16 protein-coding genes are annotated in these 13,060 nt (G+C 46.1%); 14 read left to right on the plus strand and 2 right to left on the minus strand.

Annotated elements, in window-relative coordinates:
* Nucleotides 1-9 precede the first annotated feature (9 nt).
* Nucleotides 10-774, minus strand: a complete 765-nt coding sequence (locus ABCW47_RS09695; RefSeq protein ID WP_343209725.1) for a DeoR/GlpR family DNA-binding transcription regulator — start codon at nucleotides 772-774, stop codon at nucleotides 10-12.
* A gap of 468 nt (nucleotides 775-1,242) precedes the next feature.
* Here ABCW47_RS09695 and ABCW47_RS09700 point away from each other — a divergent pair, with 468 nt between their 5' ends.
* The 4 genes from ABCW47_RS09700 (at nucleotide 1,243) to ABCW47_RS09715 (ending at nucleotide 3,909) form a co-directional block, all read left to right on the plus strand.
* Nucleotides 1,243-1,851 (plus strand): HD domain-containing protein, encoded by a 609-nt coding sequence (locus ABCW47_RS09700; protein WP_343209726.1) that lies wholly within the window; start codon nucleotides 1,243-1,245, stop codon nucleotides 1,849-1,851.
* Entirely contained in the window at nucleotides 1,824-2,747 is a 924-nt protein-coding gene (locus tag ABCW47_RS09705; RefSeq protein WP_343209727.1) for an alpha/beta fold hydrolase, read from the plus strand. The genes ABCW47_RS09700 and ABCW47_RS09705 overlap by 28 nt, the downstream gene beginning before the upstream one ends.
* Before the next feature lie 155 nt (nucleotides 2,748-2,902).
* A complete protein-coding gene (locus tag ABCW47_RS09710; protein ID WP_343209728.1) occupies nucleotides 2,903-3,544 on the plus strand; it encodes a helix-turn-helix domain-containing protein in 642 nt (213 codons plus the stop codon).
* Nucleotides 3,541-3,909 carry a YkvA family protein gene (locus tag ABCW47_RS09715; protein ID WP_343209729.1) on the plus strand — a complete coding sequence of 123 codons (369 nt, stop codon included), beginning with the start codon at nucleotides 3,541-3,543 and terminating at the stop codon, nucleotides 3,907-3,909. The genes ABCW47_RS09710 and ABCW47_RS09715 overlap by 4 nt, the downstream gene beginning before the upstream one ends.
* An 83-nt stretch (nucleotides 3,910-3,992) precedes the next feature.
* On the opposite strand, the gene ABCW47_RS09720 is transcribed toward ABCW47_RS09715, so the two are convergent.
* The gene (locus ABCW47_RS09720) at nucleotides 3,993-4,388 is read right to left on the minus strand and encodes a VOC family protein (protein ID WP_343209730.1); all 396 of its coding nucleotides are present in this window, start codon (nucleotides 4,386-4,388) and stop codon (nucleotides 3,993-3,995) included.
* 220 nt (nucleotides 4,389-4,608) lie between these two features.
* Here ABCW47_RS09720 and ABCW47_RS09725 point away from each other — a divergent pair, with 220 nt between their 5' ends.
* The 10 genes from ABCW47_RS09725 (at nucleotide 4,609) to ABCW47_RS09770 (ending at nucleotide 13,043) form a co-directional block, all read left to right on the plus strand.
* Nucleotides 4,609-5,511, plus strand: coding sequence for a class II fructose-bisphosphate aldolase (locus ABCW47_RS09725; protein ID WP_343209731.1), 903 nt, complete (start codon nucleotides 4,609-4,611; stop codon nucleotides 5,509-5,511).
* Between the two features lie 199 nt (nucleotides 5,512-5,710).
* Entirely contained in the window at nucleotides 5,711-6,658 is a 948-nt protein-coding gene (locus ABCW47_RS09730) for a carbohydrate kinase family protein (RefSeq protein WP_343209732.1), read from the plus strand.
* A gap of 135 nt (nucleotides 6,659-6,793) precedes the next feature.
* Nucleotides 6,794-7,114: a hypothetical protein gene (locus ABCW47_RS09735; RefSeq protein WP_343209733.1), complete on the plus strand. Its 321-nt coding sequence runs from the start codon at nucleotides 6,794-6,796 to the stop codon at nucleotides 7,112-7,114.
* A complete protein-coding gene (locus tag ABCW47_RS09740; RefSeq protein WP_343209734.1) occupies nucleotides 7,114-8,061 on the plus strand; it encodes a carbohydrate kinase family protein in 948 nt (315 codons plus the stop codon). Before ABCW47_RS09735 ends, ABCW47_RS09740 begins: the two co-directional genes overlap by 1 nt.
* 10 nt (nucleotides 8,062-8,071) lie before the next feature.
* The gene (locus ABCW47_RS09745; protein WP_343209735.1) at nucleotides 8,072-9,016 is read left to right on the plus strand and encodes a carbohydrate kinase family protein; all 945 of its coding nucleotides are present in this window, start codon (nucleotides 8,072-8,074) and stop codon (nucleotides 9,014-9,016) included.
* A gap of 26 nt (nucleotides 9,017-9,042) precedes the next feature.
* Nucleotides 9,043-9,996: a carbohydrate kinase family protein gene (locus ABCW47_RS09750; protein WP_343209736.1), complete on the plus strand. Its 954-nt coding sequence runs from the start codon at nucleotides 9,043-9,045 to the stop codon at nucleotides 9,994-9,996.
* 143 nt (nucleotides 9,997-10,139) lie between these two features.
* Complete coding sequence (locus ABCW47_RS09755) at nucleotides 10,140-10,640, plus strand: YqeG family HAD IIIA-type phosphatase (RefSeq protein ID WP_343209737.1); 501 nt, start codon at nucleotides 10,140-10,142, stop codon at nucleotides 10,638-10,640.
* Nucleotides 10,641-10,712: 72 nt separating this feature from the next.
* The gene (locus ABCW47_RS09760) at nucleotides 10,713-11,759 is read left to right on the plus strand and encodes a M24 family metallopeptidase (protein WP_343210052.1); all 1,047 of its coding nucleotides are present in this window, start codon (nucleotides 10,713-10,715) and stop codon (nucleotides 11,757-11,759) included.
* A gap of 80 nt (nucleotides 11,760-11,839) precedes the next feature.
* Nucleotides 11,840-12,397, plus strand: a complete 558-nt coding sequence (efp, locus tag ABCW47_RS09765) for an elongation factor P (protein WP_343209738.1) — start codon at nucleotides 11,840-11,842, stop codon at nucleotides 12,395-12,397.
* A gap of 142 nt (nucleotides 12,398-12,539) precedes the next feature.
* Nucleotides 12,540-13,043 carry a shikimate kinase gene (locus tag ABCW47_RS09770; protein WP_343209739.1) on the plus strand — a complete coding sequence of 168 codons (504 nt, stop codon included), beginning with the start codon at nucleotides 12,540-12,542 and terminating at the stop codon, nucleotides 13,041-13,043.
* Nucleotides 13,044-13,060: the final 17 nt, after the last annotated feature.

Genomic DNA, 13,060 nt, shown 5'->3' on the forward strand with positions numbered 1-13,060 from the left:
TGGGCTAAGTCAGTTGTCTGACTCTACAATTTCAAGGTCGGTCCCGGCCTTTTTCAGCGCCTTTTCAAACTCGGCTGAGATTGGGCGGGTGGTGATCAGTAAATCTATTTTAGTTAACGGAACCGCTCTGTGCGTGCTGCGTACCAGCAGTTTCTCCGCATCGGATACCAGACAGGTAAATGCCGCCTTTTCAACCGCGGCTCTCTTTATATAAGCATCCTCGCTGTCACGGACAAAGATTCCTTCCTCCGTCAACGCCCCGGCCCCTAAGAACGCCACATCAAAATTTAAATCATGGAGATGGGTGATCGTCTCGCTGCCGAAAAAATAACGGTTGATTCGATTCAGTTCTCCCGGCAGGATATGGACAGAGGGCAGCGGATTGTCCGCCAGCAATTCTACATTGTCGATAGAATGGGTATAAATATCGGATTTCATATTAATAAAGGGGCACATCGACTGTATGGTTGTTGCAACATCCAGAAAACACAAATCGCCTTCATGAATATATTTGGCGGCTGCTTTGCCAAGCTTCATTTTCAATTCCGAATTGATGGAAAGACGTTCTTTGTATGTGCCGATTCTTGTTCGGATGGCAGGAAGTGTGATTCCGCCGTGAGTACGGTATACCAAACCCTGATCTACAAGCTTGAGTATATCTCTCCGGGCCGTATCCCTGGAAATATTCAGCTGCTCCATAATTTCTGTTCTGGACAGGACCTTGCGTTCTTTTAAAAGACCCATGATATGGTAAAGCCGTTCTTCCTGATACATACAAAACTCCTTTTCAACATAATACCAACTTTATATTAAGTATTTGTAAGCATTTTGTCAAGCATATTTGCGTAAAACGAAAAAGATTCCAGATCTTTGACCGAATTTCGGTGTAAATGTGCTCAATTTCAAGTACGCCTCAGCGTACTTGCTGCGAGCCGCACGTCATGCTTTGCATGACATAATACATCTATGCGGCTCTGCAATCCGCCGGAGGCTTTATCTTGGAAGGAGACTGGGCTCCCGCCATGACGAATTTGTTATTTACTCACCACGTATTGAGGTAGGAGTCTTATCTACTTCCATGATAAAAAATATGTCTGTATGCATTGTTTGACATTTGTCAAGGCAGAACTTAGAATCAAAAGAAAGATTAATCGGTCAGGCCGGAAGCCTGGACTATTGTTATACCACTGAGAAACAGGAAAGAACGCGTAGTTTGGATAGAAGGGATAAGGGAAAAAACAGATGAATGATTTGGAAAAACAAATTGAATTTATTAAGCAGGCGGAAGGTTTGAAATCGGTTGTGCGGGAGGCATGGACATCCACCGGGCGCAGAGAAAGCACAGCGGAACATTCCTGGCGTCTGGCACTGCTGGCGGGACTGTTTGCCCCCTCATTTGAGGTTGATTTGGCCAAAACACTTATGATGTGCCTGGTACATGATCTGGGAGAATTGTATTCGGGAGATATTTCAGCAGTATTGAAGCCGGACGAGGCTGAAAAACATGCTGTGGAAAAACAGGATATTCTGCGTGTTCTGTCGCTGCTTCCGGAGCAACAGGGAGACTATCTGCTGGCGCTATGGCAGGAATACAATGATAATACCTCCGCAGAAGCTAAACTGGTTAAGGCACTGGATAAGGCTGAGACGATTATTCAGCATAATCAGGGTAAAAATCCAGCTGATTTTGATTATCGGTTTAACCTGTCATATGGGAAAACACTTTTTATGGACAATCCACTGCTTCTTAAGCTGCGGACATTGCTGGATGCAGAAACAGCGGAGAATATGGATCAAAAAACTGGGACGGAAGGTTGTGAATCATGTATATCAATGAACAGAGAAGGATAGCATTAAACGGCGTACCGCAATATATTTCGGTACGCTCAGAGGCAGAAAATGCGCCTCTTTTGCTCTATCTGCACGGCGGGCCCGGCGATGCCGCACTTCCGCTGGTCATGAAATATAACAGAGAGTTGGAGAAGCATTTTACGGTTGCGGTGTGGGAACAGCGCGGTGCGGGCAAATCCTACTATAAATTTGACAGTACAGTCACGATCGATGATTTTCTGCAGGATATCTATGAACTGGCAGAATATCTGTTAGTGCGGTTTCATCAGAATTCCTTATTTCTGGTGGGACATTCCTGGGGAAGTGTGCTGGGTCTTCGTTTTATTCAGTTACACCCGGAAATGGTAAGGACTTACGTGGGCTGCGGACAGGTGGTGAATATGATAAAATCCAGCAGAGCGGCCTATGAATTTGCCCTCGCCCATGCTGACGAAAAGGCTTTGGTGCGGTTAAAAGAAATTGACTGCACTTATACGGGAGACAACTGGCTGGATGAACTGCTCTTTGTCACAGGACAGGTGGTAAAGCACGGGGGCTCTCTCTATGGACGTACCAATTATAACGATCTGGTAAAGCCGTTTCTATTTACAAAGTATTATTCCATTGCAGACCTGATCCGGCGGCAAAAGGGCAGCCTGCAGGCGATCCGGTTTTTGTGGCAGGAATTGATGGGAGTGAATTTTGAGGGACTAACCAGGTTTCAAGTCCCTGTTGTGCTGGTCGAAGGGCGCTATGACAGTCACGTATCCTCGGCCCTTGCAAAGGAATTTTTTGATCAGATTGAGTCCGAGAAGAAATTCTTCTGGTTTGAAAAATCCTGCCACTTTCCTCAGTGGAGTGAACGGGAACGATTTAACCAATTGATGATCCGTCTGGCTGCGGACAGAACCTTGTGAGCGGAACCTTGCCGCAGCTGGAGCCGGAAGTAAGGGGATTTTGACGATGTAAAAGGATTTTGACGATGAGAAAGGCGGTAAGACAAAGGCTTTTGATAGACGAATCCAGATGGTTGCTGTCATAATAGAAGTACAGATGAAGGGAGGTCAAAGGGATGGATATCGGCAGCAGAATTAAACATGCGCGCCTGGATGCAGATCTTACCCAGGAACAGGCGGCAGAAGCGCTGGGTGTGAGCAGACAGACCATTTCGAACTGGGAAAATGAAAAGACGTACCCGGACATCCGAAGTGTGGTGCGGATGAGTGATCTGTATAAGATCAGCCTTGATCACCTGTTAAGGGAGGAAAAGCCTATGTCAGACTATCTGGATTATCTTGCGGACAGTACGGATGTAGTTGAGAGTAAAAACAGACTTTCCAGATTGATCCTTCTGGTAACCTATCTTGCGATCTGGACAGCCGCAGTTATTGTATTCTGGTTTTTTACGGATGGGTCTGATGGTATGGGCTATAGTCTGATGTTTTTGTGGGTCCTGCTTCCGGTTACAACATTTGTGATTTCCCTCGTGATCGGGAAAAATAATTACTGGGGAAGAGGTAAGTGGTTCGGCTCGGCAGCATTTGGAATTATGTATATGCTGGCGGAGTATGCAACCTTCAGCGCCGCGAATATGGCTGCCTTTGATAAAATAAATCTGCCTCGGTTTACGATGATCCCGGCGGGGACTGTTATATCTCTGGCCGGTATTGCGGCCGGCGCTGTGGTTCGTCATTACAGAAAGAAAAAATCATGAAAATAACGGAACGTGCAAAGAAATTAAAGCAGGATATACCAACGGTTTTTCTGGCTCTAAAAGATAAGGATACCCCTCTTTTCGCAAAGCTGATTGCTGGTATTACAGTTGGATATGCGCTTTCCCCTATTGATTTCATACCAGATTTTATCCCTGTTCTTGGCTATTTGGATGACTTGATTTTGCTGCCTGTCCTGATAGCGCTCACCATCAAATTGATACCAGAAGAGATATGGGAACGCAACCGTATGCTCTCCTCAGATATGTGGAAAGACGGCAGGCCTGAACGGTGGTATTATGCCATACCGGTTATAGTCATCTGGTTGCTGGTAATCTGGATGATTATAAAAGCGGTCTGGCTTTAAAGACTGGCGCAGTTATACGAAAAAAATCACAGTTCTATGAACTGTGATTTTTTCATACAGATTAATCCCCATTCCGAAGATTTTTACAGCAGCTGGTTAAACTCCAGGATTTCTTTATTGGGTCCTTCTACATTGAAGAACTGGCAGCCGTTGTCCCAGTAAGGGCGGAACTGCAGCTCGGTGTTGATCAGGGTATAGCAGCCGGCAGCCTTCATCTCTTCCAGCGCGGCAGAAGCATCTGTTACATTAACAGCGATATGATTGATCGCCCCATATGTACCGGTTGCCATGTGATTTTCATAAAATTCCAGCAGCAGGTCGCCAACCTGGAAAAATTTTATTTTTACTCCAGTATCCGGATTTTCTGTTTCCAGAGCTACAGTGAATCCCAGAGATGTGTAGAATTCTTCGGTTGCTGCCATGTCGTTGGTGGGGATACCGATGTGCGCAAGTCCGGTTGCGTATTTAGAAATTGCCATTTCATACTCCTCCTGTGTTTGGATATATTTCATAAGTTGCTACCAAAATAATATGGCTTTTTGTGCATTAAGTCAAGCTATTGAGAAGTTATTGAGACCCATTTGGCAATCTGTACAATAATATCGAAAAAATTAAAAAAGACTTTTCAAATGATCATAATGTGATACAATGAAAATGTAACAAATTATTCATAATTTAAAAAATCGGAGGAATAGAATTATGTTAGTAACGTTAGCGGACATGATGAAGGACGCAAATGCAAGAAATTACGCAGTTATCGCAGCAAACTGCTATAACTATGAATCAGCAAGATGCCTGATCAAGGCAGCAGAGGCTGAGAAATCTCCATTAATCATCAACATTGCTGAGGGACATCTTGCAAGCTACATCAAGAGAGAGTCATTAGCTCAGGAAATCAGCCCCATGTGTGAAGCAACCTGGGTTCCGGTTTGCATTAACCTGGATCACGGATTTACATTTGAAGTAATTGTTTCCGCTATCTCTAACGGATTTACTTCTGTAATGACAGATAACTCCGTTTATTCTTTAGAAGATAATATTGAAAGAACGAAAAAAATCGTTGATATCGCTCACGGCAGAGGCATTTCTGTAGAAGCTGAAATCGGACATGTTGGCCAGGGTGATGATATGAGCAACCCGGGTAACCATTTAACCGATCCGGAAGAAGCTAAGAAGTTCGTTGACGCTACCGGCATTGATGCTCTTGCTATCGCTGTTGGTACCGCTCATGGCGAATATCACGGAACACCGGTTATCGATTTTGACCGTATCAAAGAAATCAAAGCATTACTGAAAATGCCGTTAGTTCTTCACGGCGGTTCCGGTTCAGGCGATGAGAATCTGGCTACAGCTGTTGACTGCGGTATCAATAAGATCAACGTATTCACAGATAACCAGGCTAACGCAAGAGATAAAGTTTACGAAGCTATCGAGAGCAGCGAGAAGAAATTATATCCGTTGGATATGATGAAGATCATCTGGGATGGTATTCAGGAGAAATGCCAGTATTATATGAGATTGTTCAAATCCTCCGGCAAAGCAGACGGAAGCATCGAGAAAACAGAGTTCCATATGCCTTGGGATGAAAACGCTGATCTGTAATTATTTATTATAATTACATAGCGGAAGTATAAACAGGGATGTTTTTCAATGAAGCGCGGCACAGGCCGGAATGTTTCTTTGAGAAAAAACCTATGGTGAAAGAGACAAGGCTCGCGGTCCGCGGGCCTTGTTGTATGTAGAGCGAGCGATGGCAGCCTCCGGCAAAAATGGGATGGCAGGAACAGGGAGGAAAATAACAATGTACAAAGATTTGGATGTGTTGTGTATCGGCGGAATGTGTGCCGATCTGATGATCCGTCCGGTTGGAAAATTCATTTTTGATGCAGATAAGAGTGATATTGATACGCTGGATACCAAGCTTGGCGGCGATGCAGCAAATGAATCTATTATTTTCGGACGTTACGGCATGAAGGTAGGCCTGGCAGGAGAGCTCGGCGAGGATGCTACCGGCAAAGAACTGTTGGACTATATGCATGAGAGCAACGTAGATACCAGCAATATTATTCTGCATGGCAGAACCAGAACCAGCGTGGTTATGATTCAGCCCAACGGCGACCGCAGTTTTCTTTCTTATGGAAGAGAACAGTGCAGATTCGGCAGAGACGATCTGGATCTGGAAATGTTAAAGCATACCAGAATGGTAGCCATTGGCAGTATCCATATTCTGCCTACACTGGATGAAGCACTTGCCGATTATTTTAAAGCGGCAAAAGAAGCTGGCGTTATTACAGCTGCCGATCTGATGATGAATACCAATACCAAGAAGAAAGTGGATCTGATGCCGGTGTTTGCCAACACAGATTATCTGCTGCCAAGCTTTATTGAGGCACAGGAGCTGACCGGAGAGGATACGCCTGAAAAACAGGCGGAAAGACTGCTTTCTTACGGTATTAAAAATGTAGTAATCAAACTAGGAGAAGAAGGCTGCCTGGTTAAGAATGCGGAAGAAGAATTCCGTGTACCGATTTTCCCGGCAAAGGTTGTTGATACCACCGGAGCGGGCGATAATTTCGTCGCAAGTTTCCTGACCGGTGTGTTAAAGGGCTGGAGTTTGAAAAAGTGTGCTACCTTTGCATCCGCGGCAGGTTCCATTGCAGTGCAGGGCGTAGGTGCTACTACCTGCGTTAAGAGCATGGAACAGGTATTTGATGTAATGAAGGCGGCCGGCAGATATATCGAAGATTAAGCTTGAAAGTTAGTTTATCATGGAAGTAGATAAGACTCCCACCTTTATAGGTGGTGAGTAAATAACCAATTTGTCTTGGTGGGAGCCCAGTCTCCTTCCAAGATAAAGCCTCCGGCGGATTGCAGAGCCGCACAGATGTATTATGTCATGCAAAGCATGACGTGCGGCTCGCAGCAAGTACACCGAGGCGTACTTGAAAATGTTAGGCGAAGCAGACCCGAAATGTTCCGGGAAGCTTCGCCTTTCATTATCCTGGACAGTCTGCAGGATGCCCAGGCGCTGTCAAAATTTACCTGTTCGGAAGCCGCACGGATGTTTGGCTTTTTGCCTATTTCTTTTGTCCAATTTGGATGGATTTTCTTGCGAAAAGCGGGAAGCTATGGTAATATTAACTTAAATTTGGCGATTTTTCCGGCCAGTGGGAACGGTATCAAGAATAAAGGAGAGTGCGGGTAATGGAGAAAAGATTTGATGTGCTGTGCGTAGGCGGTTTGGTCTGCGATTTTATGATCAAACCCGTGCCTGTGGACATGTTTCAGAAGGATGCGTGTTTTATTGATACGATTGAGACGAATGTGGGCGGTGATGCGGCCAATGAGTCTGTTGTTATGTCGAAGTTGGGCATGAAAGTAGGGCTTGCCTCCGAGGTGGGAGATGATTCTACCGGGAAAGATGTTCTGGCTTATCTGGAGAAAAACGGGGTGGACATAAGTAATGTGGTGGTTCGCGGGAATAAGAAAACGAGGACGAATATCGTCAATATTGAGGCGGGCGGTGAACGGCATTTTTTGATCTTCCCTATGGAATTTGATGAGTTCGGCGGAGATGATTTGAATTATGATGTGCTGAAGGATACCAGAATGGTCAGCGTGGGAAGTATTCACGCCTATGTAGGCCTGGACGCGGCTCTGGCGGACTATCTGAAGGCGGCGAAGGAAGCCGGATGTATTACATCGGCCGATATGGTGAGCAATTTGACAAAGCAGCCTCTTGAGGAGACAAAGAAAATTATCGCTCAGCTGGACTATCTGATTCCCAGCGAGGGTGAGGCGGAGGAGCTGACCGGTTTGAAGGACCCGAAGGAGATGGCGGATTGCCTGCTTTCCTGGGGCGCGAAAAATGTGATTATTAAATTAGGTGAAAAAGGCTGCTATGTAAAGAACGCTGCGGAAGAATTTTCCGTACCGATTTTTCCTGCTAAGGCTATCGATACCACCGGAGCAGGGGATAACTTTACCGGTTCTTTTCTGACCGCAGTTTTAATGGGCTGGGACCTGAAGAAATGTGCCCATTTTGCCTGTGCGACAGGAAGCATTGCGGTGCAGAGCATCGGCGCTACCACCGGGCTTAAGGATATGGATCAGGTGATCAGCGTGATGAAAGAAAACAATCGGTGGATGTAAAGGAGAGGACATGGAGAAAGAATATGATATCTTGTGCGTCGGCTGCATGGTCTGTGATTTTCTGCTGAAGCCGGTTCCGAAGGATTTTTATAATCATGATACTTACATACTGGACTCAATGGAGAATAATATAGGCGGCGATGCTGCGAATGAAGCGGTAATCATGGCAAAACTGGGCAATAAGGTTGCACTTGTGACGGAGGCCGGCGGCGATGGTACGGGCCGGGAGCTGATGGATTACCTGAACGGGTTTGGGATTGATACCAGCCATATTGCGGTCAGAGAGGGAATGAGAACTCAGACCAGCGTGCTTGCCATCTGTGATGACGGAGACCGGCATGCACTTATAACACCTCTTTCCGAAACCGGATATGGCAGCCGGGAGCTGGATTACTCTCTGCTGGAGAAAACAAAAGCGGTGAGTATCGGAAGCATGATGATGTATCCGGAGCTGGATAAGCGTCTGCCGGATTATTTAAAGAGAGCCAGGGAGCTGGGTGTTTTGACAGCCGGAGATATGATGGTGAATCATTTTGATGGATGGCTGGAGAACATGAAGAGAATTCTGCCTCATCTGGACTATTTCTTCCCCAACGAGGTGGAGGCAGAGCTTTTAACCGGAGAATCTGATCCGGAGAAGATGGCAGAGACTTTGTTTGAATGGGGCGTGAAAAACGTTATCCTGAAGCTGGGTCCGGATGGGTGTTATATCCGAAACGGAGATGGAAGTTTTTCCGTACCGGCTTTCCCTGCGGAGTGTATTGACACCACAGGAGCAGGGGACAACTTTGTAGCGGCTTTTCTGACAGCAGCGGTTAGAGGCTGGGATATCAGACGCTGTACAGACTTTGCCAGTGCTGCGGGAGCAATTGCAGTCAGTTCTATGGGAACGACGACAGGAATCAGGGACATGGAGCAGGTCATCAATTTGATGAAAGCTCATGGCAGATATTAAAAACAGTTTAAAGGAGAGTAATTGGGATGGACAAGAATTATGATGTGCTGTGTATCGGCGGAATGGTTTGTGACTTTTTGGTACAGCCTGTACCGACGACGCTGTTCGAGCATGAGGTGGCCCGCGTTGACAGCATGAAAACAAACGTAGGGGGCGACGCAGCCAACGAATCTACTATCATGGCAAGACTGGGTGTAAAGGTTATTCTGGGTACGGAAGCAGGAGATGACGGAACCGGACATCAGCTGGTTCAATACATGGAAGACAACGGTGTGGACTGCGGTAATGTGGTATTCCGGAAGGAAGCGCCGACCAGAACCAATATTGTAATGATCCGTGAGGACGGAGAACGCCATTTCGTCGTACTATCCCATCGCAGCAGGGGTTTTGGTGAGAAGAGCGATCTGGACTATGATCTGTTAAAGCGGGTGAAGGTAGTGAGTGTGGGCAGTCTGCACATCGCGCAGGCGCTGGATGAAAATCTGGCGGATTATCTGAAGGCGGCGAAGGAAGCCGGCGTTGTTACGATTGTAGATATGGTAACCAACAGCCGGAATCAGTCTCTGGATGATATGAAGGAGATCTTTAAATATACAGACTATCTGGCTCCAAGTGAAATTGAGGCGGAGGAGCTGACCGGAAAGAGTGATCCGGAGGAGATGGCTGACATCATCCTTTCCTGGGGGGTTAAGAACGTAATTATTAAACTGGGTTCCAAAGGCTGTTACTGCAAGAATGAGAAAGAGTCGTTCTTTATGCCGGTATTCCCGACGGATTGTGTAGATACAACCGGTGCGGGGGATAACTACATGGCAGGCTTTGCCACCGCAATCGTAAACGGTCTGGGCTTTAAGCAGAGTGCTAATTTTGCATCCGCGGTAGGCGCGATCAGCGTGCAGGGCATCGGTTCCACCACAGCCGTACAGAGCATGGAGCAGGTTGTGGATTACATGAAGAAATTCGACCGGTATGAGGTTTAAATAAGGAAGAATTAAGAAGGAAGAATGAATAAGGATAGAGGTTGGAAGAATTCTTTCAACCTCTAATTCTTCTTTTTGTGTCCGGCACAGTATTTTTCATTTTTCACTCTTCATTCTTCATTTTTATTATAATGGGGGTTTTTATGCTGAAAACTTTTTATCCGGATGAATACCTGGATTCTGCTTATGTCATTGATTACGAGGCACTGTTCAGAGAAGGTTACCGGGGAATTATTTTTGATATTGACAACACGCTGGTGGAGCACGGGGCGGATGCAAGCCGCCGGTCTGTTGAATTGATGAAACGTCTCAAGAACCTGGGGTTTGGCGTCTGCCTTCTGTCGAATAACCAGCAGGAACGGGTGGAACGGTTTAACCGGGATGCCGGAGTTTCTTATATTTATAATGCCCATAAGCCGGCAAGGAGCGGATACGAGAGAGCAATGAAAGTGATGGGTACAGAGCTTTCGAACACGGTTTTTATCGGGGATCAGCTTTTTACCGATGTATGGGGAGCAAAGAGAATGGGGATGCGCAGCATCCTTGTTAAGCCCATATCACCGAAAGAGGAAATTCAGATTGTTTTAAAGAGGAAATTAGAGCGGATTGTGCTGCATTTTTATCGGAAGAGTAGAGAAAACTAAGTCCGGCAGGGCTTTTATCTGAGGCAGCAGCAATGCGGCAGATTTGAGAAGGGAAGCGTTAACGTGAAAAATATGCTCAAGGCAGTAATGGAAAAATATGAGATGGATGCCCTGCTGGTATCCGGGGAAGCAAATATGCGTTATATCAGCGGATTTTCCGGAGGTACCGGCTTTCTGCTGCTGACTGAGGACGGCAGATATGTGCTGACTGATTCCCGGTATACCGTTCAGGCAGAGCAGGAGGCGGCGGGATATACGGTTGTGGATGCGGCGGCCGGTTATGCCGCGGCGATTAACGCCTGTATGAAGAAAAAAGTAAAGCGGCTGGGGTTTGAGGGACAGAGGGTTTTGTTCAGTTCTTATTCCATGCTGAAGGAGAAGCTGGACGCAGAAGAACTGGTGCCGATTGGGTCTGAACTGGATGAGCTGCGTATGGTGAAGACGGAGGAGGAACTGGAGTGTATACGGCGGGCTGAGGCAATCGGTGATATGGCCTTTGAGCAGATAGTATCTTATATAAAGCCTGGAATGACTGAATTGGAAGTGGCCGCACGGCTGGAGTATATTATGAAGACAGAGGGCGCGGAAGCTCTGAGTTTTGACAGTATTGTGGCGTCCGGTCTTAATTCTGCTATGCCCCATGCAAAACCGGGTAGAAAAAAGATTGAAAAAGGCGATTTTGTGACGATGGATTTCGGCTGCAAGTACCGGGGATATTGTTCCGATATGACCCGTACCATAGTAGTTGGGAAAGCCAGTGAGCGTCAGAAGGAGATATATGAGCTGGTATTGAAGGCGCAGGAAGAGGCGCTGGCCTTTATTCATGCGGGTGTTACCGGAAAAGAAGTGGATGATGTGGCGAGAAAGGTGATCACAGAGGCCGGTTATGGAGACTGTTTCGGACATGGCCTGGGACACGGAGTGGGTCTTGAAATCCATGAACTGCCTAATTTGTCAAAAAGCGGACTTACGGTTTTGAAACCGGGTATGATTGAAACTGTGGAGCCAGGAATTTATATAAAAGGATTCGGAGGAGTTAGAATTGAGGATCTGGTGGCGGTCATGGAAAATGGCTGCATAAACTTCACAAATTCCCCAAAATACCTGATTGAATTATAAGAATTGCCAAAAAAGAGTTGAAAAAAGAAAAAAACTATTATACACTAATTGGTAGAGAATTTTAAGGAGGAGTATCTTATATGGTATCAGCTGGAGATTTTAGAAACGGCTTAACGATTGAATTAGATAACGGCGTATATCAGGTAATTGAGTTTCAGCATGTAAAACCGGGTAAAGGCGCTGCTTTTGTCAGAACAAAATTAAAAGATATCAAGAATGGCGGCGTGATCGAGAGAACGTTCCGTCCTACAGAGAAATGTCCCCAGGCTCATATTGAGAGAAAAGATATGCAGTATTTGTATGCAGATTCTGATTTATATAATTTTATGGATGTGGAAACTTATGATCAGTTCGCACTTACACAGGATGCAGTCGGTGATTCTCTGAAATTTGTAAAAGAGAACGAGATGGTGAAGATGCTTTCCCACAATGGTAATATTTTTGCAATTGAACCTCCGCTCTTTGTAGAGCTGGTGATTACGGATACCGAGCCTGGATTTAAGGGTGATACGGCTACCGGAGCAACGAAGCCGGCAGTGGTGGAGACCGGAGCAACCGTTTATGTTCCTCTGTTTGTAGAACAGGGCGATAAGATCAGCATCGATACAAGAACCGGTGAATATTTAAAGAGAGTCTAATATTCGTTCAACAGATGGTTTATAGGACTTAAAGCTCTAGGATTTGTACACGTTGTTTGTGTAATCTTAGGGCTTTCTTTCGATATATGGATTTTGCGGGAACGGGTGAATGTTTCCCGGTGCAGTGTGGGAGGTCAGACAGATGAACATTTTTATAATCGGATTTATGGGGTCCGGCAAGAGTACGATCGCTAAAATATTGAGCGAGCGCACAAAGATGGAGTATGTGGAGACGGATGCCATGATCGTCGGTCAGGAGGGCAAAAGTATCGCCGATATATTTGAGACCGACGGAGAGGACTATTTCCGTGATGTGGAGACCGGTATTTTGAAGCAGTTGGAGGGGCAGCTGGATGGTAAAATCGTCTCCTGCGGAGGGGGTATCGTGCTGCGGAAGCAGAATGTGGAGTCAATGAAACGAAATGGCAGAATTGTGCTCCTGACCGCGGAGCCGGATAGTATTCTGGAGAGGGTCCGGTCCAGCCGGGAGAGACCGATTTTGAATGATCATATGAATGTACCCTATATCAGGGGATTGATGGAGAAGCGGGAGCCGTATTACCGGGCGGCGGCAGACTTTGTAGTCAGAACAGATGGAAAATCCAAGGAGGAAATTGTCAGGGAGATACTGGAACTGATGGGGTAATAGGGATATACAAGGGA

The organism is Anaerolentibacter hominis (assembly GCF_032380675.1).
Lineage (GTDB): Bacteria > Bacillota > Clostridia > Lachnospirales > Lachnospiraceae > Anaerolentibacter > Anaerolentibacter hominis.

Bases quoted from the DNA above. Each gene is read 5' to 3' on its own strand.
- ABCW47_RS09695 (WP_343209725.1), bottom strand. From the start codon at position 774: ATGTATCAGGAAGAACGGCTTTACCATATCATGGGTCTTTTAAAAGAA.
- ABCW47_RS09700 (WP_343209726.1), top strand. From the start codon at position 1,243: ATGAATGATTTGGAAAAACAAATTGAATTTATTAAGCAGGCGGAAGGT.
- ABCW47_RS09705 (WP_343209727.1), top strand. From the start codon at position 1,824: ATGTATATCAATGAACAGAGAAGGATAGCATTAAACGGCGTACCGCAA.
- ABCW47_RS09710 (WP_343209728.1), top strand. From the start codon at position 2,903: ATGGATATCGGCAGCAGAATTAAACATGCGCGCCTGGATGCAGATCTT.
- ABCW47_RS09715 (WP_343209729.1), top strand. From the start codon at position 3,541: ATGAAAATAACGGAACGTGCAAAGAAATTAAAGCAGGATATACCAACG.
- ABCW47_RS09720 (WP_343209730.1), bottom strand. From the start codon at position 4,388: ATGGCAATTTCTAAATACGCAACCGGACTTGCGCACATCGGTATCCCC.
- ABCW47_RS09725 (WP_343209731.1), top strand. From the start codon at position 4,609: ATGTTAGTAACGTTAGCGGACATGATGAAGGACGCAAATGCAAGAAAT.
- ABCW47_RS09730 (WP_343209732.1), top strand. From the start codon at position 5,711: ATGTACAAAGATTTGGATGTGTTGTGTATCGGCGGAATGTGTGCCGAT.
- ABCW47_RS09735 (WP_343209733.1), top strand. From the start codon at position 6,794: ATGTATTATGTCATGCAAAGCATGACGTGCGGCTCGCAGCAAGTACAC.
- ABCW47_RS09740 (WP_343209734.1), top strand. From the start codon at position 7,114: ATGGAGAAAAGATTTGATGTGCTGTGCGTAGGCGGTTTGGTCTGCGAT.
- ABCW47_RS09745 (WP_343209735.1), top strand. From the start codon at position 8,072: ATGGAGAAAGAATATGATATCTTGTGCGTCGGCTGCATGGTCTGTGAT.
- ABCW47_RS09750 (WP_343209736.1), top strand. From the start codon at position 9,043: ATGGACAAGAATTATGATGTGCTGTGTATCGGCGGAATGGTTTGTGAC.
- ABCW47_RS09755 (WP_343209737.1), top strand. From the start codon at position 10,140: ATGCTGAAAACTTTTTATCCGGATGAATACCTGGATTCTGCTTATGTC.
- ABCW47_RS09760 (WP_343210052.1), top strand. From the start codon at position 10,713: ATGCTCAAGGCAGTAATGGAAAAATATGAGATGGATGCCCTGCTGGTA.
- efp (WP_343209738.1), top strand. From the start codon at position 11,840: ATGGTATCAGCTGGAGATTTTAGAAACGGCTTAACGATTGAATTAGAT.
- ABCW47_RS09770 (WP_343209739.1), top strand. From the start codon at position 12,540: ATGAACATTTTTATAATCGGATTTATGGGGTCCGGCAAGAGTACGATC.